The following is a 20,741-nucleotide window of genomic DNA, read 5'->3' as shown; positions in this document are numbered from 1 at the left end:
ATACGACAAAACCTTTGCCTGTTTCAAGCGTTATTTTTCTTTGTGTCCAGAAAGCGCTATATTTTATGCACTTCCAAAATATACAGGCGGGCAGATTCTATTGTATGATTAGAAATACAGGCTTTACAACAGCGGCAGAACGGGTAAAGGGTTTATAAAAGCAACAGCAGAATAAAGGAGATAAAACATAATGACAGACCGCTATTCAATAAATGTAAACGGTTCTTCCTTTGATTGGGATTTATCACAGGCAGCCTACCAATTTGAAGGAGATGAAGTCGTATTATTCTGGATCAATACGGCATTTAAAACATTTCTTGATTCAATTGAAGAAATTTCCGGGGAACAAGCAGCAAGAGTGGTACTTGAAACGGCAGGGTACCGTACAGGAGAAATTGTCAGCGACTTTTATAAGCGATCCATCGGAAAAACAGAGGATATCTTAAAGAGCCTGCCGAATACATATGTTACAGCCGGCTGGGGTAAAACCGCGATCGATGTTCTGTCCTATGACGACTGCAGAGCTGTAGTGAGGATCGAAAATGGCTGGGAGTATAAGGTGAACAAAGCTCAGGGCAAGACGGTGGAGGGTTCGTTCCTGGCCGGTCACTGGGCCGGCGTCCTAAGCGGACTGTTCGGGAAAACCGTCTGGTACAGAGTGGTGAAAAGCCAGACAAGCGGAGATCCGTATTCAGAATTTGAATTTTCGCCTTCCGGAATCACTCCCCAGCGAAATATCCGCTCACTGATTCAGGAGCAGGAAAGGGCTGACATGATTGCACTGGAACAAAGTGTTGCTAAGCGGACAGCCGATCTTGTTGATTTGGTAAAGGAAATTTCTTCACCAATCATCCCAGTTCTTGACAACATCATCGTCCTTGCGATGATCGGAAGATACGACGAAGCGAGAGCTGAGGAGCTTTTAACAAAAACGCTCTCTAACCTGCCCGAGTATAAAGCGAGGTTTCTTATTCTTGATCTGACAGCTATTTCACAAGTGGACGAGTTTACAATCGACTTGCTTCAAAAGCTTGTTCAGGCTTCTGCGCTTCTTGGAACTTCATGCATTCTAGTGGGCATTTCACCCGAACTCAGCATGAAAATCGTCAGCTCGCGGTATCAGATGCAGAACATTCCATGCCTCTCTACGCTTAAACACGGCATTCACTACGCCCTGGCACAGGAAGGACTGCATATCTCAAAAAAATAGCTCCTTCTTCTCCAATCGTTTGAAAAAAAGAAAAATTGGGTAACATGGTTACAGTTACTAGCTCTGACATATACATAAGAGGTGCCTTAAAGATGCTCAGGCGGCAGCGTTTCGTTTGACCTTTATTGACCTTAGTTGTATGATGAGAGTACATAAATTTACCTTTACTTTAAAGGAGGAAATACGATGAATTTAATTCCTACAGTTATTGAACAGACAAACCGCGGTGAACGTGCATATGATATTTACTCACGTCTTTTAAAAGACCGCATCATCATGCTTGGAAGCGGAATTGATGATAACGTTGCAAACTCAATCGTTTCTCAGCTTTTATTCTTAGAAGCAGAAGATCCGGAAAAAGACATTTCCATCTACATCAACAGCCCTGGCGGATCCATCACTGCCGGTATGGCCATTTACGATACAATGCAGTTCATCAAGCCGCAAGTATCAACAATCTGCATCGGTATGGCAGCTTCTATGGGAGCATTCCTTCTTGCAGCAGGCGCCAAAGGCAAACGTTATGCCCTTCCAAACTCTGAAGTCATGATTCATCAGCCTCTTGGAGGAGCGCAAGGCCAGGCTACGGAAATTGAGATTGCTGCAAAACGCATCCTTTTCCTTCGCGACAAGCTTAATCAAATCCTTGCAGACCGCACAGGCCAGCCGATTGAAGTCATCGCGCGCGACACAGACCGCGACAACTTCATGACAGCAGAGCGTGCACTTGAGTACGGCCTGATTGACAAAGTCATGGACCGCAATACGTTAGCAGACAAAAAATAAAAAGTGCAAAAAGAACGGCATTGTGCCGTTCTTTTTTATTTGGATTTTAGAGCCAAACGAACGCTGGATACCTCTTTTTCCAGCAAGATCTTGGCCATTTGTCAGTTGATTTGGTGCACTGGACTTGGTCGAATAGCTAAAACAGGTACCTGCGCAGTCCTGATTAACAGAGCTCAGTGTGTTACTTCCAAAAATGAGTGGAATACAACCAACTTCGCGCATTTTACAACCAACTTTGATTGCGTATCTACCAACTCTTTCTAATTTACTACCAGCTCCCCATACAGGCGCAAACTACCTCTTTTACTAGTAAGATCTTGGCCATTTAGCAGTTGATTTAGTGCTCTTTAATTGGTCAGGTAACTAAATCAGGCACCTGCGCAGTCCCGATTCATAAAAATAGTTGCATTACATCCAACAATGAGTGCAATACTTCCAACTATGAGCATTTTACAACCAACTTTGTTTGCGTATCTACCAACTTTCCCTAATTTACGACCAACTTCCCATACAGGCGCAAACTACCTCTTTTTCTAGCAAGTTCTTGGCCATTCGGCAGTTGATTTGCTGCACTGTGCTTGATCAGGCAGATAAATCAGGCACCTGCCCAGTCCCGATTCATAAAAATAGTTGCATTACATCCAACAATGAGTGCAATACTTCCAACTATGAGCATTTTACAACCAACTTTGTTTGCGTATCTACCAACTTTCCCTAATTTACGACCAACTTCCCATACAGGCGCAAACTACCTTTTTTCTAGCATGCCTCTCGAGCATTTTCCAGTTGATTTGCTGCACCGGACCATTACAGTCACCTGCCGGTAAACTTGCGCCATAAAAAAAACGGCCCAATGGCCGTTTTTAAGCTTCCTGCTTTACGTATTCCGTTAAAACTTCAAGTGCTTCGTTTTCGTCGTGGCCTTCTGCAATCAGTGTGACGGTTGATCCTGAGCTGATGGCAAGGCTCATGAGCCCCATGATGCTTTTTGCGTTAACCTTTTTTCCATCCTTCTCAAGGAAGATATCTGATGCGTACCTGTTGGCCTCTTGTACAAATAACGCTGCGGGACGTGCTTGTAAGCCTGTTTTCAAACGAACTTCGACCTGTTTTTGAGCCATGTAAATCCCCTCTGCTTTCCCCTTTTTATTTGATTGTTACCGGCTGGCCGTTTCTAAGCTGTTCTGCAATTTCGTCCAATTTTCTCAGGCGATGGTTTATGCCTGATTTGCTGATTTTGCCGCTCGATACCATTTCTCCGAGCTCTTTCAGCGTGACATCCTGATACTCTACCCGCAGTCTTGCAATTTCGCTTAATTTATCAGGCAGAGCTTCAAGACCCATTTTTTCATCAATGTATTTAATATTTTCAACCTGGCGGATCGCAGCGCCAATTGTTTTATTTAAGTTAGCGGTTTCACAATTGACGAGCCTGTTTACGGAGTTTCTCATATCTCTCACGATGCGTACATCCTCAAAGCGCAGCAGCGCCTGATGGCCTCCAATGATACTTAACAACTCGGAGATTTTTTCCGCTTCCTTGAGATAAGTGATATACCCCTTTTTCCGCTCAAGTGTTTTGCTGTTCAGGTTAAAAACATTCATCAGCTCGCACAGTGCATCATTATGTTCTTTGTACAGAGAGAAAATTTCCAGATGGTATGAGGATGTTTCAGGATTATTCACTGAACCTCCTGCAAGGAATGCCCCTCTGATATACGATCTTCTGCAGCACTTCTTTTTAACGAGATCTTCGGAAATGCTTCTAATAAAGGTGAAATTCTCCCCAAGGATGCTTAAATCCTCCAAAATTTCACGGGCTTTCTCTATCAGCCGAACGATATAGACATTATTCTTTTTCAAACGCATTTTTTTCCGGACAAGCAGTTCAACAGAAACGTCATACTGCTTTTTTAAGAGAGTATAAATTCTTCTGGCTATTGCTGCATTTTCAGTCTGAATATCTAGAATCAATTTTCGATTCGAAAAAGAAAGAGAGCCATTCATCCGGATGAGTGCAGACAGTTCTGCTTTTAAACAACATGGTTTAAGTTCTATGTTAGTCAGTTCTTTTTTTGTTTCAGAAGCAAAAGACATCGTTCTGCACCCTCCAATCAGTATGAATGCATTCGTTTGCACTCTTTATTTTTTTGCCGTTTTCCGCGGATTGTTCTGCAGGCTCCGCGGAGTGCCGAAATCTATTAAGTAATCATCTCATACAGGAGCTTTGCTACCTTTACGGTGTCATGCCGAATGACGTTATTTTCATAGGAGACAATCTTATCGTGGACAATTTCAAGACCCAGTTCACGGAGTGCCTCTATATCATAGTTTACCGGTTTTGCCAGTTCTTCTGCATATAATGCTTTCATCATATCAGGAATCACTTCATCATTCACTAAAATTGTATCGATGAACTTGCATTTCATATGGTCGTTGAGTGCTCTAACATGATCAGATGCTGTGTAGTCAAGGGTTTCGCCGGCCTGTGTCATCACATTGCAGATGTACACTTTTTTGGCTTTCGCCTTGCATACTTCATCACCGAGTTTGGGCACGAGCAGATTCGGCAGTATGCTTGTATAAAGACTTCCCGGTCCTATAAGAATCAGGTCTGCCTTTCGGATGACGTCAATTGCTTCCTCGAGGGGCTCGATCGTTTCGGGTGAAAGAAAGACCCGTTTGATCTTTTTCCCTGAGTAAGGAATTTTAGATTCTCCGGAGACAATGGTGCCATCTTCCATCTCTGCATGAAGCACAACGCTTTTGTTTGCAGCCGGAAGGACTTTTCCCCGGACATTCAGCACTTTGCTCATCTCGGTGACCGCGTGGAAGAAATCTCCCGTGATGTTCGTCATGGCGGCAAGAATCAGGTTCCCAAGAGAGTGCCCTGTCAGACTGTTGCCTTTATTGAAGCGGTGCTGAAACAAATTTTCAACAAGGGGTTCCACATCTGAGAGCGCAGCTAACACATTGCGTATGTCACCCGGCGGCGGAATACTCAGTTCATCGCGGAGCCGGCCAGAGCTTCCGCCGTCATCTGCTACAGTCACAATCGCTGTAATATCCACAGGGTATACCTTTAAGCCCCGCAGAAGGACAGATAAACCGGTTCCTCCGCCGATTATAACAACATTTGGCCGATTAGAAGGAGCTGTCATTAATGACGGCTTCTGCGCTCAATATCACGGTGTGATACGTGCGTCTGGTAATCGTTTTTGTAATGCTTCGCAATGTGTTCCGCCAATGTGACCGAACGGTGCTGTCCGCCTGTGCACCCGATCGCAATAACAAGCTGGCTCTTGCCTTCCCGCTTGTAGTAAGGCAGCATGAACGTCAGCAGATCAAGCACTTTTTCAAGGAACTTCTGCGTTTCCGTCCACTTAAGGACATAAGAGGAGACTTCCTCTTCAAGTCCTGTTTTTGGCCTCATATGGTCGATATAGTGAGGATTCGGGAGGAATCTGACATCAAAAACCAGATCCGCATCAATCGGAACCCCGTATTTAAAACCAAATGAAAGCACATTGACCGAGAAGGTATGCTCGGCATCTTCCGCAAACTGCTTCAGAATTTTTTCTCTGAGTTCGCGAGGCTTCAGTTCTGATGTATCAAAAATAAGCTGTGCACGGCCTTTCAGCTCCTCAAGCAGCTCCCGCTCATTTTTGATGCCTTCAAGCGGCAGACCTGTCGTTGCAAGCGGATGGGATCTCCGTGTCTCCTTGTAGCGTGTCACAAGAGTTGCATCCTTTGCATCTAGGAACAGGATCTGCGGGCTGATCCAGGTTGTCTCAGCTATATCATCAAGCGCCTGAAACAGGCTTTCGAAAAACTCTCTTCCCCTAAGGTCCATTACAAGGGCAACCTTGTTCATCTTTGATCCCGATTCTTTCATCAGTTCAAGGAATTTAGGCAGCAGCGTCGGCGGAAGGTTATCCACGCAGAAATAGCCAAGATCTTCAAAGCTCTGAATCGCCACTGTTTTTCCAGCTCCGGACATGCCTGTAATAATGACCATCTTGATGTCCTGAACACTGCCTGTACTCATTTTGATTGCCTCCTCTCACATTCTCGTTACGTGTATATTGGTATGTCTGAGCAGACTACTGCGGATCCAGGCGGTAGGCAAGCAGCTCAAAATCAGGAGTATATGTGAATGTGCCGTAGATCAAGCCTGCCCCCTTCATCATGAATTCAAGAATATGATGATCTCCCGGAGCCATTGGAAGCTCTGTGACTTCTTCAAGTGAATGCCACTTCAGCTTTCCTTCTTCGGACTGGTCCACATTTTCGCCTGTAAATTCAGTAGCGAAAAACGTAAACATCATCCATTCGGAAACAATTTCATTTCCTTCTTTAATAATAAAGGTAAAGATGCCTTTGATTTTTGGGTTTTTTAAATATATGCCTGTTTCTTCGCGATATTCCCGTATGACAGTGTCTTTAATTGATTCACCCTGCTCCATCTTTCCGCCGGGTGCCACCCACCATCCTCTTCTCGGTTTTTGCAGGAGAAGAATTTTATCGTCCTGTACTAATACGCAATTCGTCACTCTTTGCAAAACTCTTCACCTCTGGATTTAATCGGCAGGCCGTCATTGTTTTTCTTCCTTTTTATTATACTATTTTGCGCACAGCCTCACAATGAACGGGGGCTTGCGGCACGATTTTTATTTTCTTGTTTTCTGCTGGAAACAGCACTTAAGTATATATACGGCATGTACGAAGGAATGTTTCAGTTTTTTGGACAAAAAAAAGGAGTACGGGAAAGGGCGCCCGTACTCAAAAAATATTTATAAAAGGGGGTCAATTACTATTTATATAGTACCCCATTATTATTTCAGTGGTGTTACAGGAGAGTTAAAACAGAGTTACGTTTTTATGAACTTGTTTAAAGCTTTAAAGGGATTAGTTTGCCGCTTTAATTTTTTCCATCAGTTCTTCTACGTAATGCTGTACACTCTGTGCGGCAATAGAACCGTCGCCTGTTGCTGTAACAATTTGGCGAAGGGATTTTTCACGGATATCTCCTGCTGCGAAAATACCCGGCACCTTCGTTTCCATGCGGTCGTTTGTTTCAATATAGCCCTCTTCGTTTGTAATGCCGATTGACTGGAACGGTTTAGAAAGCGGCAGCATGCCGATGTAGATGAACACGCCGTCTGTTTTCATGACTGTTTCTTCGCCGGTTTGCGTATTCACAAGAGTGGCACTTCCTACCTTGCCGTCTTTTTCGTTGATTTCTTTCACCGTGTGGTTCCAGATAAAATCAACCTTTTCGTTATCAAACGCGCGCTGCTGCAGAATCTTCTGAGCGCGGAGCTCATCACGTCTGTGGACGATTGTTACTTTAGATGCGAAGCGTGTTAAGTACACACCTTCCTCAACCGCAGAGTCACCTCCGCCGATGACAATCAGCTCTTTGTTTTTGAAGAATGCGCCGTCGCATACTGCACAGTAGGAAACGCCGCGTCCGCCAAGCTCTTTTTCGCCCGGAACGCCGATTTTTTTGTATTCGGCACCTGTTGAGATAATGACGGCACGCGTTTTGTACTGCTTGCTTCCGGCAACAACGGTTTTGTATTCTTCGCCGTCGATGATTTCTTTAATGTCCCCGTAAGCATATTCGGCACCGAATTTCTTCGCATGATCAAACATCTTCGTTGACAGATCAGGTCCGAGAATATGGTCAAAGCCCGGATAGTTTTCCACATCTTCCGTATTGGCCATCTGGCCGCCTGGCACGCCGCGCTCAATCATCAATGTTGAAAGGTTTGCCCTTGACGTATATACAGCTGCTGTCATTCCGGCAGGTCCAGCACCGGCAATAATGACATCATAGATTTTTTCTTCAGACATCGTTCAATCACTCCTTGGGTTCGCACAAATAGTTCGTATACGGGATGCTTCTCCCATACTCCTATCCTATAAAAGATAAGGATTTCATGCCATTTATTTGCTCACGACCAGAGGTTCCGGATGTAAGCTGAATATTTGGACAGGGTTTTGCCGGATATGGAGTATTGTTTAGCCGTTTCCGTCTGTGTCACTTTATAGCCGTTTTCCTTCTTCCATACATACTCAAGTGCTCCTGCCCATGCAAGATGGTTGCTTAAAGGCAGCTCTTCACGTTTTGCTTTCAGAGCCGTCTTAAAGAAGAACAAGTAAAGTCCTTCATTCAGACCCTTGTTGTTTTTGAAGAGAACCTGTGCTGCTTGGTAGGTGAATCTGGATTTCTCAGACACGCTTTTTTTGATCTCCCCATTAACATGCGCAATTGCGAGATCCATAAACTCTCTTTCGAATGCAGACTGGGGAATTTTTGATGTTTTAAAAACCTGAATTTGATCGAGCTGATTCGTTTCAGCTGCTAAAAAAATGGCCAGCAGACGCTCTTCAATCGGCATGGTCATCGGCCGCTCCACTGATTTTTTCTCTTTAGCCCACGGCTCTGATCCCTCTTTTTCGGGATTCATCTCAAGAACGCGGTCAAAGCAGTTTCTGGCAAACTGTTCTCTTCCAGTAAAATAAGCGGAATAAGAAAGCCAGTAGTAAAACGTTTCGTCACCGTCAAATCCCTGTCTGTAGATTGCCTTCAGCCATTTATAAGCAAGCTCGTACTGTCCGACAAGAGCAAATGTCGCACCAAGCTTATATCTGTGTTCAAACAGAATCGGGTGGATTCTCCCCATGCGCTGCGCGAGTTCTTCCACTTTGTCATCCTGGCGCTCATAATAATAAAACACCATCAAGTTGCACAATGCATGAAGGTTGCCGGGATTTTTATCCAGCACCATATCAAGGTGTTCTTTCGCCCGATCGACATCTCCCATGTAAAAATAGGCCAGGGATAAGTTGTTGTAGGCAGACCAGAACTCAGGAAAGTCTGCCGTAATTTCCTTCAGAAGCACAATGGCTTCTTCAAGCTTTCCGTTCTCAAGAAGGGATTTTGCTGCATCCTGCTTCACGATCAGTTCGTCAGAATCAGAAAACAGATCTTCCTCATCCGCGCTTTCAATTGTCAAAAGCTCCAGAAGATCCTCCGTTTCTTCGATAAATTCGCCGTCCGGCTCCTTAGACTGGTATTCTGTCGCACATTTATAGGCTTCATGAAAAAGACCCAGATGCGCGTAATTATTGGCCATAAAGTAATGGCACTCTGATAACCCGCTATCAAGGTTTTTTAGAATATATGTTAAAAGCTCGTTTGATTGCTGATATTTTCCAAGTTCGGTATAGATGGCTGCAAGCTGGCTGAGCATCACGATATGATCAGGCTCAAGCTTTATGGCACGCTCAATCCACTTGCCCGCTCTTAATACGTCTCGCTCCCGATAGGCTTTCATGCCCTTACGGTAAAAGTACTGTCCGTCTTGGAAGAAAGGGACAATCTGCGCTTTCTGTTCACTGTTGGTTGATTGTTTACCCACTGAAATCCTCCATTTCTTTACTTCTGCCGTAGGTTAGTATACCACACTGGGGAAGTACAACAATAGCAGGTGGCAAAAATTAAAAGCTCTTGTTCTATCATGGTCAAAAGAACAGCGGGGCAAACAATTTGCAAGCAGAACAGGATAATCCGCTTGTACCTTTTTTCCCGCAGGATTGCAGAGAACTCAACAGGTCACTCACAACAAAAAAAGCCCCAAAATAAAGGGCTTTACTTTGAAGCATGACGCTCTTTCAACACACTCAGAACTTCATCGAGCGGCAGCTTCTGTTCTCTGAGGAGCACCATGAGATGGAACAGCAGATCGGCTGCTTCCCATTTCAGCTCCTCCGCGTCGCGGTTTTTGGCGGCAATGATGACTTCAGATGCTTCCTCGCCGACTTTTTTGAGGATTTTGTCTACTCCCTCTGTGAAAAGGTAGGTTGTATAGGAGCCCTCAGGCATTTCAGCTTCACGCTCTGCAATCAGCTTTTCAAGAGTGCTCAGGATGTTAAAGCGGTCGGGACCTGATTCCTGCGCCTTGCCGAACAGCGTTTCGGAAAAACAGGAATAGGCGCCGGTATGACATGCAGGACCTGCAGGCTTCACTAATACAAGAAGGGCATCCTGATCACAGTCATACTTCAGCCCCTCAACCTCCTGGGTGTTGCCTGAAGTTGCCCCTTTGTTCCAGAGCTCCTGTCTTGAACGGCTGTAAAACCACGTTTGCTTCGTTTCGATTGTTTTTTGAAGAGATTCCTTATTCATATAAGCAAGTGTAAGAACTTCTTTGCTTGCTGCATCCTGTACGATGGCAGGGACTAAGCCATTTTGATCGAATTTTACGGATTCCAGGTTCATCTGACTAACACTCCCTGCGTTTTTAAGTAGTCTTTTACTTCTTTTACGGACGTTTCTTTATAGTGAAAAATAGAAGCTGCCAGTGCGGCATCCGCTTTTCCCTCTTTAAATGCATCAGCAAAGTGATCGGCATTGCCGGCACCACCGGATGCAATCACGGGAACCGTTACAGCGTCGCTTACCATCCGGTTCAGCTTCAGGTCAAACCCGCTCTTTTCTCCGTCGCTGTTCATGCTCGTAAGCAGGATTTCCCCGGCTCCTCGCTTCACTGCTTCTGTTGCCCATTCGGTTACTTCCCAGTCTGTTTTCTCTCTTCCGCCATGTGTGTACACCAAATAAGTTCCCGATTCCGCATCAAACCTTGCATCGATTGCAACGACGATGCACTGGGACCCAAAAAAGCGGGCGCCTTCTGTAATCAGCTCCGGACGCAGCACCGCCGAAGTATTGACAGACACCTTATCGGCTCCTGCACGAAGAATTCGTTTCATATCCTCTAGGGAGTTGATGCCTCCACCAACCGTAAAGGGAATCGCAAGCTGCGCGGCTACACTCTCCACAACGTCTGCCATCGTTTTTCTGCCTTCATGGGATGCAGAAATATCGAGGAATACAAGCTCGTCTGCTCCCTCTTTGTCGTAAAACTTCGCCAGTTCAACAGGATCTCCCGCGTCACGAAGACCTAAAAACTGGATGCCCTTTACGACCCTGCCGTCTTTGACATCAAGGCATGGGATAATGCGTTTTGTGATCATGCCCGCTTCACCTCTTCCAGCGCTTCCGCCAGATCAAACTGGTTTGTATAGAGCGCTTTTCCGACAATCGCTCCGGCAACGCCGTTTGCCGCGAAGGCAGCTAGAATGACGAGGTCATTCAGTGAACTGACTCCTCCTGATGCGATCACTTCTTTGCCTGTCGCTTTTGCCATTTCACACACAGCATCCACATTCGGTCCGGAAAGCATGCCGTCTGTCGCGATATCTGTGAAAATGAAGGTTTCAGCACCGGCTGCAGCAAGCTCCATTCCAAGCTCAGTCGCTTTCACAGTCGAGGTTTCCACCCAGCCTTCCGTTGAAACAAAACCGTCTTTCGCATCAATGCCGATTGCAATTTTCTCGCCGTACTTGGAGAGCATTTTTTTCACAAATTCCGGATTTGAGATAGCGGAGCTGCCAAGAATGACGCGGGAAACGCTATTTGAAAGGTAATAGTCCACATCTTCCTCAGAGCGGATCCCTCCGCCTATCTGCACCTTCACATTAAGCTTTCGTGCAACTTCAATCACATGATTGTCATTCACACGCCTGCCTGCTTTTGCACCGTCAAGGTCCACCATGTGAATCCACTCGGCTCCTTTTTCAGCAAATACTTTCGCCATTTCAAAAGGAGAATCGCCATACACCGTTTCCTTTGCGTAATCTCCCTGTATGAGACGGACACATTTGCCTCCCCTCATATCAATGGCGGGATAGATGATAAATTCACTCATGGTTTCACCTTCTCTTCAACAATTTTAACAAAGTTCCTCAGAATGCCGATTCCAGTATGACTGCTCTTTTCAGGGTGGAACTGTGTTCCGTAGACATTTCCTTCGCCAACCACTGCCGGTACTTCCACACCGTAGTCTGCGGCTGCAATCACTGTGGCATCAGCTTCTGCTTTTACGTAATAGGAGTGGACAAAATAGGAGTACCCTTCCTCAATCCCATCCAGCAATTCACTCTCTCTGTTCAGGCGAAGTCTGTTCCAGCCCATGTGAGGAACCTTCAGCTGATCTCTTTTCATGACATCTTCCGGAAAATGAACGACGGTCCCCTTCAAAAGGGAAAGTCCCTCTGTGAGGCCGTTTTCCTCGCTCGAATCAAACAGCAGCTGCATGCCAAGGCAAATGCCGAGCAGCGGTTTTTCTGCACGTGCAGCCTCTTTTATGTACGCTGCCAATCCTGTTTCGTTTAAAATGGCCATTGCGTCTTTAAATGACCCTACTCCCGGAAGAATAAGACCGGACGCCCGGTCAAGCTCTTCAGGGCTGTCAGAAATGAAATAGGAAACATTCAGGCGTTCAAGCGCCTTGCTGACGCTGTAGAGGTTCCCCATGCCATAATCTATAATCCCGATCATTTACAACATTCCCTTCGTCGACGGCACTCCTTTGATCCGCGGATCAATCGTTGATGCTTCATCAAGCGCTCTTCCCAGTGCCTTAAAAACAGCTTCAATCATATGGTGTGTGTTGCGGCCGTAATGGACAATGACGTGAAGATTGATGCGGGCTTCAAGAGCAAACTTCCATAGGAACTCATGAACAAGCTCTGTATCAAAATTGCCGACTGTCGGACTCGGAAACTCTCCCTTCAGCTCGAAGTGAGGACGGTTGCTGAGGTCCACCACAACCTGGGCGAGTGCTTCATCCATCGGAACCATCGCCTGACCGTAGCGTTTAATGCCTCTCTTATCTCCAAGAGCTTCTCTGAAGGCCTGTCCAAGACAGATGCCGATGTCTTCAGTTGTGTGATGGCCGTCAATTTCCGTGTCGCCGTTTGCTGCAACGGTCAAATTAAACTGGCCGTGTTTTGTAAAAAGGTCCAGCATGTGCGTCATAAACGGCACGCCTGTATTGAGTTCTGAGATTCCTTCTCCATCTATCGCAAGAGAAAGGGAAATATCGGTTTCATTCGTCGTTCTTTGCAGACTTGCTGTTCGTTCCATTTTGACATCCTCCTATTTTAAGCGCTCCTCAATGGCGCGTGCATGTGCTTCAAGACCTTCAAGACGGGCAAAGGCCGCAATCTTTTCCGCTGACTGCGCAAAAGCTTTTTCACTATATGAAATGATGCTCGTTTTCTTGATAAAATCATCGACAGAAAGGGGACTTGAGAACCGTGCCGTACCGTTAGTAGGCAGAACATGATTCGGGCCTGCAAAATAATCGCCGACGGGCTCAGAGCTGTACCTTCCAAGGAAAATGGCTCCCGCATGACGAATGCTGCCAACCATCTCCATCGGATTCTCTGTCAGAATCTCAAGATGCTCAGGCGCCAGTTCGTTGACAGCCGCAACTGCTTCATCAAGTGAATCCGCGACATAGATATACCCGTAATTTTCAATCGATGCAGACGCGATTTCTCTGCGCGGAAGCGTCTGGAGCTGCTTTTGCACTTCTGAAGAAACGGCCTCGGCAAGCTCCATTGAATCTGTGACAAGCACGCTTGATGCAAGGGCATCGTGCTCGGCCTGTGATAAAAGATCAGCCGCCACTTCTCCCGGAACAGCGGTTTTGTCGGCAAGAACCACAATTTCACTCGGACCCGCGATCATATCAATCGCAACATCTCCAAATACTTCTCTTTTTGCCAGAGCTACATAAATGTTTCCGGGCCCCGTTATTTTATCAACCGGTCTGATAGTTTCTGTGCCGTATGCAAGGGCTGCAACTGCCTGCGCTCCGCCGGCCTTGTAGATCTCCTCCACGCCAAGCTCTTTTGCGGCGACGAGGACGCCTGCAGGCAACGTGCCTTCTTTATTCGGCGGGGATACAAGTACGATCCGCTTCACACCCGCTGCCTGAGCCGGAATGACGTTCATCAGAACAGAGGAAGGATAGGCAGCCGTTCCGCCCGGTACATAAACACCCGCCGCGTCAAGAGGCGTGATTTTCTGCCCGAGCATCGTCCCGTCTTCTTTATACGTCATCCACGACTCGCGCTTTTGCTTTTCGTGAAATGAACGGATATTTGCAGCCGCTTCGCGGATAATATCCGCCGTTTCCTGATCTAATTCCTGATAGGCAGCCTGAGTTTCAGCTTCCGTTACCTTTAAACCAGACAGTGACACGCCGTCAAATTTTTCCGTAAAAGCAAACAGGGCTGCATCTCCCTTTTGCTTCACCTTTTCAATAATTGATTTCACCGCATCACGCTGAGTTTCTGTCCCTGAATCAATGGATCGTTTTAATGATGCGGACGCGCCTGTTAGTCGCTCAATTCTCATAGTGCATCCCCCTCTACAACAGCTGAAAGACGGCTGACAAGCTCATCAATCTGTTCATCCTTCATTCTGTAGCTTACAGGGTTTACAATCAGACGCGAGGTAATGCTGCAAATTTTCTCAAACTCCACAAGACCGTTTTCCTTAAGCGTGCGTCCTGTTGAAACGATATCGACAATCCTGTCGGCAAGCCCGATCAAAGGCGCAAGCTCAATCGATCCGTTAAGCTTAATAATTTCAACCTGTTCTCCCTGCTCCCTGAAATAAGAGGAAGCAACTCCGGGATACTTCGTGGCCACTTTAGGAGCCACTGCACCTGTGCCGCTGCCCCCCGGCAGACCGGCTACAGCCAGGTAGCACTCGCTGATGTTCAGATCTAGCACTTCGTACACATCCCGCTCTTCCTCAAGCATCACGTCTTTACCGGCTATCCCGATATCCGCTACCCCGTGCTCAACATATGTGGCAACATCCATCGGCTTAGCAAGGATAAATCTCATCTTTTCAGCCGGCACCTCAAGAATGAGTTTACGCGATTCATCAAATTCAGGCGGCAGCTTGTACCCTGCTTTTCTGAGCAGATCAGCCGCTTCTTCAAAAATTCTTCCCTTCGGCATGGCAATCGTCAGCATGTTACTCATCCTGCTCTCCCTTTCTTGATCCGATAAAATAACTCACGTCCGTAAACTGCTTCGTATAGGAGTCAACATCATTGACACCCGTAATATCCTGCATCGTCACCTGTTTTCCCTGTCCGCGGAGATGTGCAGCCTGTGTAATGGCTTCTGCTCTTCTCTCCCCGCTGTAAAGGATACAGTGAATGTCAGGCTGTTTGTCTTCTTCTCCAAGCGATTCAATGAGCCTGTCGAGCCTGATACCGAATCCTGTTGCCGGAGCCGGAGTGTTAAAGCGTTCAAGCAGCTTGTTGTACCGACCTCCGCTGCCGACAGGAAATCCGATGTTTCCTGCGTACACTTCAAACAGAATACCTGTGTAATAGCTCATATGGCTGACAATATTCAAGTCAAGCTTCACAGATTCCGCTGCTCCAAAATCCTTCAGATGCAGCCACAGTTTTTCAAGCTCTGCAGCCGCTTCTTTTGCTTCTTTGCTTGAAGCAAGCTCAGACGCAAGTGCGAGTTTATCCTCGCCGCCTCTAAGCTGCAGGAGCTGAAGCAGTCTTCCTTTATCAATGGAAGACAGCGGCAATCCTTTCACATGTTCTCTGTATCCCACGTAGTTCTTTTCGTAAAGAAAACGGCGAAGTACATCTGCCCGCTCCTGATTCCCAAGGATCTCCTTGAAAAGGGCATCAGCAAATCCGATGTGGCCGATGGCAACCTTGAAATCACGCAGACCGGCCTCTTTCAGAACGGCAATCATAAGGGCAATTACTTCCGCATCACCGCTTGTCGTTGCATCTCCAATGAGTTCCGTTCCGATTTGCTCAAACTCTGCCGGACGCCCTCCCTCGCGCTGCTGTGCGCGAAAGACGTTCGCATCATACGCCAGACGCAGCGGATAATCCTCCTGATAAAACCGGGATGCTGCCACACGCGCAATCGGCGCAGTCATATCAGGCCGGAGGACGAGCGTGTGTCCCTGCTGATCGAGAAGCTTAAATAGCTTGCCTTCTGAAATGGCGGATTGAACACCGACAGTATCGTAAAATTCAAGTGTAGGCGTTTCAATAAACTGAAAGCCCCATTTTCCAATTGCATCGGTCATCCGTTCCCTGACCTGTTTTTTTGTATGATAGAGCGATGGCAGTGTATCCCTCATGCCAAGCGGTTTTTCAAACATAAACATCCTCTGCTGCACCTCTTTCACGAAAAGTTCCGAATCCTTTAGTTCGCTAATATAGTAACATGCTACCAAAATAAAGCCGGGTTCGCAAGTCATAATGTTTCTTTCTTATTCTTTCTGTTTGTTTGATTTCCTTTTTAAAAAAGTTTTTAAACAAACGTTTGATTAGGTTTAACTGCTTGAAATCCGGGTATATAGAAAGTAATATTTCCCCCAATGATCATAGAAAACCGGCCTGGATGTTGCAGGCCGGTCCTTTTTTTGTCTTTTTTTAATAGCAGTCTGTTATTAAGCTGATTGTAGATTTCAAAGCGTACCCGTTCCCTTTCGCTCCAGAAACTTGCTTTCCGCGGGGAGTGCCTGAAGCTTCCTCGCTGCGCTTGCGGGATCTTCAGAGCCCTCTTCATCCCGTAGAAAAGCGGAAGCGCCCGTTTTGCTCCGGCAGTCAGATAAGAAATCACCCGAAAAGTCCGGGTCCCGCCTTTTTGGGGGATTTTGTTCTGACAGAGGAGTTGGGCGCTGCAGCTGGACAAGGAGTCAAGTTTCTTCCGCTGCAGTCCACTGGTGATTTAAATTTAAAGCTCTGCTTCGGGCCTAACTCTGGTTTCCCCTCGCTGAAGGGAACAATCCAACTGTTTTTGTGCCCCTCCCACTGTTTTTCGCTCATCGGATTTCCGTTTAAATATACTAATGACGCAAATTTTAAAAAGAAACCAACAAAAAAACACTGGCCGCAGCCAGTGTCATTGTTTTTCGCGAAGCGGATCTTTTTCATTCCGTTCCGCCATTTCTTCTTTTGTGTAGATGATTCTCATCGGGTTGCCTCCGGCGAATGCTCCTGCGGGTACGTCTTTGTGGACAAGGGTGCCGGCAGAGACGATGGCACCGTCGCCTATTTCAACTCCGGGGAGAACGGTGGAGTTTGCGCCAATCATGACTTCGTCGCCGATTACGATGTCCCCAAGCCTGTACTCGCGGATTAAGTATTCGTGGGCAAGCAGCGTGGTATTGTAGCCGATGACCGTATTTCTGCCGACTTTAATTTTTTCCGGAAACATCACATCAAGCATCACCATCAGGGCAAAGGATGTCTGCTCGCCGACCTTCATGCCGAGGAGCCTGCGGTACATCCAATTTTTCATGGATAAGAACGGTGTGTAGCGCGCAAGCTGGATGACAGTGAAATTGCGGACAACCTTCCAGAAAGGTACGGTTTTATAAACGTGCCAGAGTGAATTCGGGCCTTTAACAGGATACCTAGTCGTTCTTCTCAAGAGTTATTCCTCTCCAAGCACGCTTAACAGATCGCTCATCTTGTTAAGCATGTAGTCCGGCTGAAAGCCTTCCAAATACGCTGCTCCCTTGATGGTCCATGCTACACCGGCTGTCTTGGTCCCAGCTGCTTTTCCCGCATCAATATCATGGTAATTGTCGCCGACCATTATCGCCTCTTCGGGGGAAGCATTCAGCTTTTCGAGAGCAAGCAGGACGGGTTCAGGATGAGGCTTCGCATGTTTCACATCATCAAGTGTGACGACCGTTTCAAAGAACTTGCCGAGTCCGGTCAGCTCAAGCCCCATGTTCACGGTGTTCCGGATTTTCGTCGTCACGATGCCAAGCTTGAAGCCTTTTTCATGCAGAGCCTGAACCGTTTCGTACACTGTTTCAAACTGTGTGACAAGCCGGTCGTGCTGATCATGGTTAAATGTGCGGTAGGTGCTGATCATTTCATCTACGCGCATCGGATCCATTTTCACGAACGTCTCATGAAGAGTCGGGCCAAGAAACGGAAGCACATCCTCCCGCCCGTATTGATTTGGATAGTAAAGATTTAACGTATGCAGGAATGATTCAATAATTAAGTCATTTGTGTTGATCAATGTTCCGTCCAGATCAAACAATACGGTGTTAATTTTCATAAGTTGCTTCCTTTCTGCTTGTATGTTCAAATCTGTCCCAGATCGCCCCGACTGCCATTGTCAAAAGAACGGCTGTCACAATCCTGATAATCAACAGCGGAAGCACAGGAATGCCGAGAGGTACGAAAATCAGCGTATCCTCAACAACCGCATGGCAGGACACGAGAAAAATAAAAGCAAGCGTCAGGTCTCTGTAGCTGACCCCGTCCTCTTCCACCGCTTTGATCATGACTCCGGCACCATACGCGAGACCGATTGTTAAACCCGCAACCATCGTCATAGAGGTATTTTCCTTCATGCCGAGCATTCTTGTGACAGGCGCCATCCATCTTGAAAAGGCCGTCAGGAAACCTTTGTCCTTCAAATACTGAATAACGACCATCAGAGGAATGACGATCAGCGCAAGCTGCACGATACCGAGGCCTGCTTTTTGAACGGCGCTGAGCCCAATCTCCAGATAGCCTTCCGGAGCAGCCGCCTGCTTCGGAATAAACCCGTACTGAGCCGTCTCTGCTCCGCCTTTCCACAGGAGATTGATCATAATCGCCGAGCTGACAGCAAGACTGATTCTGACAAGCAGAATCACCCAGATCTTGATGCCGACTTTGGCAGCCACGGTGGATTCAATAATCAAATTATGTGAAAAAGAAAGCATGACAGCTAAGATAAATACTTCTTTCACCGATAAATCAAGCGTTAAAATCGCAGCAATTCCCGCATACAGATTCAGCATATTGCCAAGCACAAGCGGAATGGCCGCTTCCCCTGAAAGCCCGAAAATCCCCATGACCGGCTGAATCAGCTTAATCAGCCAGGGAAGAACGGGTGTGTGCTGAAGCAGGCTGACGATCAGCGTAACGGGGAAAATCACCTTTCCAAGCGTCCAAGTTGTCTGAAGCCCTGCCTGAAATCCCTTTTTTAAGCTAGTAATCAGAAACATCCCCTTATTCAGCTGATTCTAAATAGCGTTCCTTTGAATAGCCTTTGACTCTTCTGAAAATCAAAACAGCAATCGCAGCAGCAATCAGGCCGAGTGAAATAACCTGGGCGATGCGGAGTGACTCAGTCAGCATCAGGCTGTCCGTACGCATGCCTTCGATAAAATAGCGTCCGACTGAATACCAGATGATATAGGTGAGAAACAGCTCGCCGCGGCGCAGATTCGCTTTTCGGAGAAGCATCAAAACGGCGAATCCGGCAAAGTTCCACAGTGATTCATACAGGAACGTCGGGTGATAGTAAGTCCCGTCAATATACATTTGATTAATAATGAACTCCGGCAAATATAACCCTTCAAGGAACTGGCGGGTAACCTCGCCTCCGTGTGCTTCCTGGTTAATGAAATTGCCCCACCGGCCGATCGCCTGACCTAAAATGATGCTCGGCGCGCCAATATCGGCAAGCTTCCAAAACGAAATTTTTTTCACTTTGGCAAACACAAAACCCGTCACAAATGCGCCGATCAGACCGCCGTGAATCGCAAGGCCGCCGTTCCAGATCTTCACGATATCTCCCGGATTCTGAGAGTAATAGTCCCATTGAAAAATCACGTAGTAGATCCGCGCGCAGATAATCGCAATCGGAATCGCAAATAAGACAAGATCAACAAATGTATCCTTATGAAGCCCTCTTCTCTCGCTCTCGCGCACCGCAAGCCACAAGCCGAGAAGCGCTCCCACTCCAATGATCAGACCGTACCAGTGCACCTGAATCGGTCCAAGCTCCAGAAACACCGGATCAATCGGCGTAAAATTCTCCTCCATGCTTTCTTTCCCCCTATAGATGATTATGCGTCATCGTGTTCAGTATCTGTAATGACATCCGTTAATTTATTTGTAAACTGTTCGGCAGCATTCAGGCCCATGCGCTTCAGTCTGAAGTTCATCGCAGCCACTTCAATGATAACGGCAAGGTTTCTTCCGGGACGGACAGGAACTGTCAGCTTCGGAACATCTGTATCAATAATTTTCATTTTTTCTTCATCAAGACCAAGTCGGTCGTATTGCTTTTTCGGATCCCAGATTTCAAGATCGATGATGAGGGTAATCCGTTTATAGCTTCGGACTGCTCCTGCTCCGAAAAGCGTCATGACGTTAATGATGCCAAGACCGCGGATCTCAAGCAGATGCTCGATCAAGTCAGGTGCATTCCCAATCAGCGTATCCTGATCCTCCTGTCGTATTTCTACACAGTCATCTGCGACCAGGCGGTGGCCACGCTTAACAAGTTCAAGAGCGGTTTCACTTTTTCCCACGCCGCTTTTTCCGACGATCAGGACACCGACTCCGTACACGTCAACCAAAACACCGTGCACAGCCGTTGTCGGCGCAAGCTTCCCTTCAAGAAAATTCGTCAGATGACTTGATAGGCGCGTTGTTTTTAACGGGGAACGGAGAACAGGCACCGATTTTTCTTCAGATGCATCTGTCAGTTCTTTCGGAATCTCCATCTCGCGTGAGACAATAATAGCCGGAGTAGAGTCCGTGCAGAGCTGATCCATGCGCTTCATTTTTTCCTCGTCCGTCAGCTTCTGAAAAAATGTCAATTCTGTTTTTCCTAGTATTTGGACGCGCTCTTTCGGATAGTATGTAAAAAATCCTGCCATTTCCAAACCCGGGCGGGACAGGTCACTCGTCGTAATCGGCCGGTTAACACCTTCTTCACCGCTGATGAGCTCTAAATGGAACTTTTCAATTAAATCTTTCGTGCGAACTTTCGCCATGCAAGTTCCTCCTTATTTCTA

General features: G+C 46.7%; 22 protein-coding genes. 2 read left to right on the top strand and 20 right to left on the bottom strand.

All coding sequences use genetic code 11. The features are described from left to right. The first annotated feature begins 190 nt into the window (after window positions 1–190). Both MHB63_11150 and clpP read left to right on the top strand, forming a co-directional pair. Window positions 191–1,210 (top strand): STAS domain-containing protein, encoded by a 1,020-nt coding sequence (locus MHB63_11150; protein MEK3807090.1) that lies wholly within the window; start codon window positions 191–193, stop codon window positions 1,208–1,210. Window positions 1,211–1,396: 186 nt separating this feature from the next. Next, window positions 1,397–1,996, top strand: a complete 600-nt coding sequence (clpP, locus tag MHB63_11145) for an ATP-dependent Clp endopeptidase proteolytic subunit ClpP (protein MEK3807089.1) — start codon at window positions 1,397–1,399, stop codon at window positions 1,994–1,996. A gap of 863 nt (window positions 1,997–2,859) precedes the next feature. Here the strand turns inward: clpP and MHB63_11140 are convergent. The 20 genes from MHB63_11140 to hprK all read right to left on the bottom strand — a co-directional run bounded on the left by MHB63_11140 (window position 2,860) and on the right by hprK (window position 20,720). Further along, window positions 2,860–3,117, bottom strand: coding sequence for an HPr family phosphocarrier protein (locus tag MHB63_11140; GenBank protein MEK3807088.1), 258 nt, complete (start codon window positions 3,115–3,117; stop codon window positions 2,860–2,862). Between the two features lie 25 nt (window positions 3,118–3,142). Next, entirely contained in the window at window positions 3,143–4,093 is a 951-nt protein-coding gene (whiA, locus tag MHB63_11135) for a DNA-binding protein WhiA (protein MEK3807087.1), read from the bottom strand. Window positions 4,094–4,197: 104 nt separating this feature from the next. Then, a complete protein-coding gene (locus MHB63_11130; GenBank protein MEK3807086.1) occupies window positions 4,198–5,157 on the bottom strand; it encodes a YvcK family protein in 960 nt (319 codons plus the stop codon). Next, complete coding sequence (gene rapZ, locus MHB63_11125; GenBank protein ID MEK3807085.1) at window positions 5,157–6,044, bottom strand: RNase adapter RapZ; 888 nt, start codon at window positions 6,042–6,044, stop codon at window positions 5,157–5,159. Before rapZ ends, MHB63_11130 begins: the two co-directional genes overlap by 1 nt. Window positions 6,045–6,099: 55 nt before the next feature. Continuing rightward, on the bottom strand, window positions 6,100–6,558 hold the full coding sequence (locus MHB63_11120) for an 8-oxo-dGTP diphosphatase (GenBank protein ID MEK3807084.1): 459 nt from the start codon (window positions 6,556–6,558) through the stop codon (window positions 6,100–6,102). Between the two features lie 346 nt (window positions 6,559–6,904). Beyond that, window positions 6,905–7,855 carry a thioredoxin-disulfide reductase gene (gene trxB / locus MHB63_11115; protein ID MEK3807083.1) on the bottom strand — a complete coding sequence of 317 codons (951 nt, stop codon included), beginning with the start codon at window positions 7,853–7,855 and terminating at the stop codon, window positions 6,905–6,907. A 101-nt stretch (window positions 7,856–7,956) separates the two neighbouring features. After that, window positions 7,957–9,426, bottom strand: a complete 1,470-nt coding sequence (locus MHB63_11110; GenBank protein ID MEK3807082.1) for a tetratricopeptide repeat protein — start codon at window positions 9,424–9,426, stop codon at window positions 7,957–7,959. A gap of 230 nt (window positions 9,427–9,656) precedes the next feature. Continuing rightward, window positions 9,657–10,286 (bottom strand): bifunctional phosphoribosyl-AMP cyclohydrolase/phosphoribosyl-ATP diphosphatase HisIE, encoded by a 630-nt coding sequence (gene hisIE, locus MHB63_11105; protein MEK3807081.1) that lies wholly within the window; start codon window positions 10,284–10,286, stop codon window positions 9,657–9,659. Next, the gene (gene hisF / locus MHB63_11100; GenBank protein ID MEK3807080.1) at window positions 10,283–11,041 is read right to left on the bottom strand and encodes an imidazole glycerol phosphate synthase subunit HisF; all 759 of its coding nucleotides are present in this window, start codon (window positions 11,039–11,041) and stop codon (window positions 10,283–10,285) included. The genes hisIE and hisF overlap by 4 nt, the downstream gene beginning before the upstream one ends. Continuing rightward, entirely contained in the window at window positions 11,038–11,775 is a 738-nt protein-coding gene (hisA, locus tag MHB63_11095; GenBank protein ID MEK3807079.1) for a 1-(5-phosphoribosyl)-5-[(5-phosphoribosylamino)methylideneamino]imidazole-4-carboxamide isomerase, read from the bottom strand. The genes hisF and hisA overlap by 4 nt, the downstream gene beginning before the upstream one ends. Beyond that, window positions 11,772–12,407 carry an imidazole glycerol phosphate synthase subunit HisH gene (gene hisH, locus MHB63_11090; GenBank protein MEK3807078.1) on the bottom strand — a complete coding sequence of 212 codons (636 nt, stop codon included), beginning with the start codon at window positions 12,405–12,407 and terminating at the stop codon, window positions 11,772–11,774. The genes hisA and hisH overlap by 4 nt, the downstream gene beginning before the upstream one ends. Continuing rightward, window positions 12,408–12,995 carry an imidazoleglycerol-phosphate dehydratase HisB gene (gene hisB, locus MHB63_11085; GenBank protein MEK3807077.1) on the bottom strand — a complete coding sequence of 196 codons (588 nt, stop codon included), beginning with the start codon at window positions 12,993–12,995 and terminating at the stop codon, window positions 12,408–12,410. Window positions 12,996–13,007: 12 nt separating this feature from the next. Beyond that, complete coding sequence (gene hisD, locus MHB63_11080; GenBank protein ID MEK3807076.1) at window positions 13,008–14,276, bottom strand: histidinol dehydrogenase; 1,269 nt, start codon at window positions 14,274–14,276, stop codon at window positions 13,008–13,010. Beyond that, entirely contained in the window at window positions 14,273–14,914 is a 642-nt protein-coding gene (hisG, locus tag MHB63_11075) for an ATP phosphoribosyltransferase (GenBank protein ID MEK3807075.1), read from the bottom strand. The genes hisD and hisG overlap by 4 nt, the downstream gene beginning before the upstream one ends. Beyond that, window positions 14,907–16,082, bottom strand: coding sequence for an ATP phosphoribosyltransferase regulatory subunit (locus MHB63_11070; protein MEK3807074.1), 1,176 nt, complete (start codon window positions 16,080–16,082; stop codon window positions 14,907–14,909). The genes hisG and MHB63_11070 overlap by 8 nt, the downstream gene beginning before the upstream one ends. Before the next feature lie 740 nt (window positions 16,083–16,822). Next, complete coding sequence (locus tag MHB63_11065; GenBank protein ID MEK3807073.1) at window positions 16,823–17,353, bottom strand: acyltransferase; 531 nt, start codon at window positions 17,351–17,353, stop codon at window positions 16,823–16,825. 3 nt (window positions 17,354–17,356) lie between these two features. After that, window positions 17,357–17,998 (bottom strand): pyrophosphatase PpaX, encoded by a 642-nt coding sequence (gene ppaX / locus MHB63_11060; GenBank protein MEK3807072.1) that lies wholly within the window; start codon window positions 17,996–17,998, stop codon window positions 17,357–17,359. Beyond that, entirely contained in the window at window positions 17,988–18,938 is a 951-nt protein-coding gene (locus MHB63_11055; protein MEK3807071.1) for a nucleoside recognition domain-containing protein, read from the bottom strand. The genes ppaX and MHB63_11055 overlap by 11 nt, the downstream gene beginning before the upstream one ends. A 4-nt stretch (window positions 18,939–18,942) precedes the next feature. Next, window positions 18,943–19,761 (bottom strand): prolipoprotein diacylglyceryl transferase, encoded by an 819-nt coding sequence (gene lgt / locus MHB63_11050; GenBank protein ID MEK3807070.1) that lies wholly within the window; start codon window positions 19,759–19,761, stop codon window positions 18,943–18,945. Window positions 19,762–19,784: 23 nt separating this feature from the next. After that, window positions 19,785–20,720 (bottom strand): HPr(Ser) kinase/phosphatase, encoded by a 936-nt coding sequence (hprK, locus tag MHB63_11045; protein MEK3807069.1) that lies wholly within the window; start codon window positions 20,718–20,720, stop codon window positions 19,785–19,787. Window positions 20,721–20,741 lie beyond the last annotated feature (21 nt).

It is taken from the genome of Bacillus sp. FSL H8-0547 (assembly GCA_038002745.1).
Lineage (GTDB): Bacteria > Bacillota > Bacilli > Bacillales > Bacillaceae > Bacillus_P.
This window is presented reverse-complemented; position numbering and strand designations above follow the sequence as displayed.

Bases quoted from the DNA above. Each gene is read 5' to 3' on its own strand.
- MHB63_11150 (MEK3807090.1), top strand. From the start codon at position 191: ATGACAGACCGCTATTCAATAAATGTAAACGGTTCTTCCTTTGATTGG.
- clpP (MEK3807089.1), top strand. From the start codon at position 1,397: ATGAATTTAATTCCTACAGTTATTGAACAGACAAACCGCGGTGAACGT.
- MHB63_11140 (MEK3807088.1), bottom strand. From the start codon at position 3,117: ATGGCTCAAAAACAGGTCGAAGTTCGTTTGAAAACAGGCTTACAAGCA.
- whiA (MEK3807087.1), bottom strand. From the start codon at position 4,093: ATGTCTTTTGCTTCTGAAACAAAAAAAGAACTGACTAACATAGAACTT.
- MHB63_11130 (MEK3807086.1), bottom strand. From the start codon at position 5,157: ATGACAGCTCCTTCTAATCGGCCAAATGTTGTTATAATCGGCGGAGGA.
- rapZ (MEK3807085.1), bottom strand. From the start codon at position 6,044: ATGAGTACAGGCAGTGTTCAGGACATCAAGATGGTCATTATTACAGGC.
- trxB (MEK3807083.1), bottom strand. From the start codon at position 7,855: ATGTCTGAAGAAAAAATCTATGATGTCATTATTGCCGGTGCTGGACCT.
- hisIE (MEK3807081.1), bottom strand. From the start codon at position 10,286: ATGAACCTGGAATCCGTAAAATTCGATCAAAATGGCTTAGTCCCTGCC.
- hisF (MEK3807080.1), bottom strand. From the start codon at position 11,041: ATGATCACAAAACGCATTATCCCATGCCTTGATGTCAAAGACGGCAGG.
- hisA (MEK3807079.1), bottom strand. From the start codon at position 11,775: ATGAGTGAATTTATCATCTATCCCGCCATTGATATGAGGGGAGGCAAA.
- hisH (MEK3807078.1), bottom strand. From the start codon at position 12,407: ATGATCGGGATTATAGATTATGGCATGGGGAACCTCTACAGCGTCAGC.
- hisB (MEK3807077.1), bottom strand. From the start codon at position 12,995: ATGGAACGAACAGCAAGTCTGCAAAGAACGACGAATGAAACCGATATT.
- hisD (MEK3807076.1), bottom strand. From the start codon at position 14,276: ATGAGAATTGAGCGACTAACAGGCGCGTCCGCATCATTAAAACGATCC.
- hisG (MEK3807075.1), bottom strand. From the start codon at position 14,914: ATGAGTAACATGCTGACGATTGCCATGCCGAAGGGAAGAATTTTTGAA.
- MHB63_11070 (MEK3807074.1), bottom strand. From the start codon at position 16,082: ATGTTTATGTTTGAAAAACCGCTTGGCATGAGGGATACACTGCCATCG.
- ppaX (MEK3807072.1), bottom strand. From the start codon at position 17,998: ATGAAAATTAACACCGTATTGTTTGATCTGGACGGAACATTGATCAAC.
- MHB63_11055 (MEK3807071.1), bottom strand. From the start codon at position 18,938: ATGTTTCTGATTACTAGCTTAAAAAAGGGATTTCAGGCAGGGCTTCAG.
- lgt (MEK3807070.1), bottom strand. From the start codon at position 19,761: ATGGAGGAGAATTTTACGCCGATTGATCCGGTGTTTCTGGAGCTTGGA.
- hprK (MEK3807069.1), bottom strand. From the start codon at position 20,720: ATGGCGAAAGTTCGCACGAAAGATTTAATTGAAAAGTTCCATTTAGAG.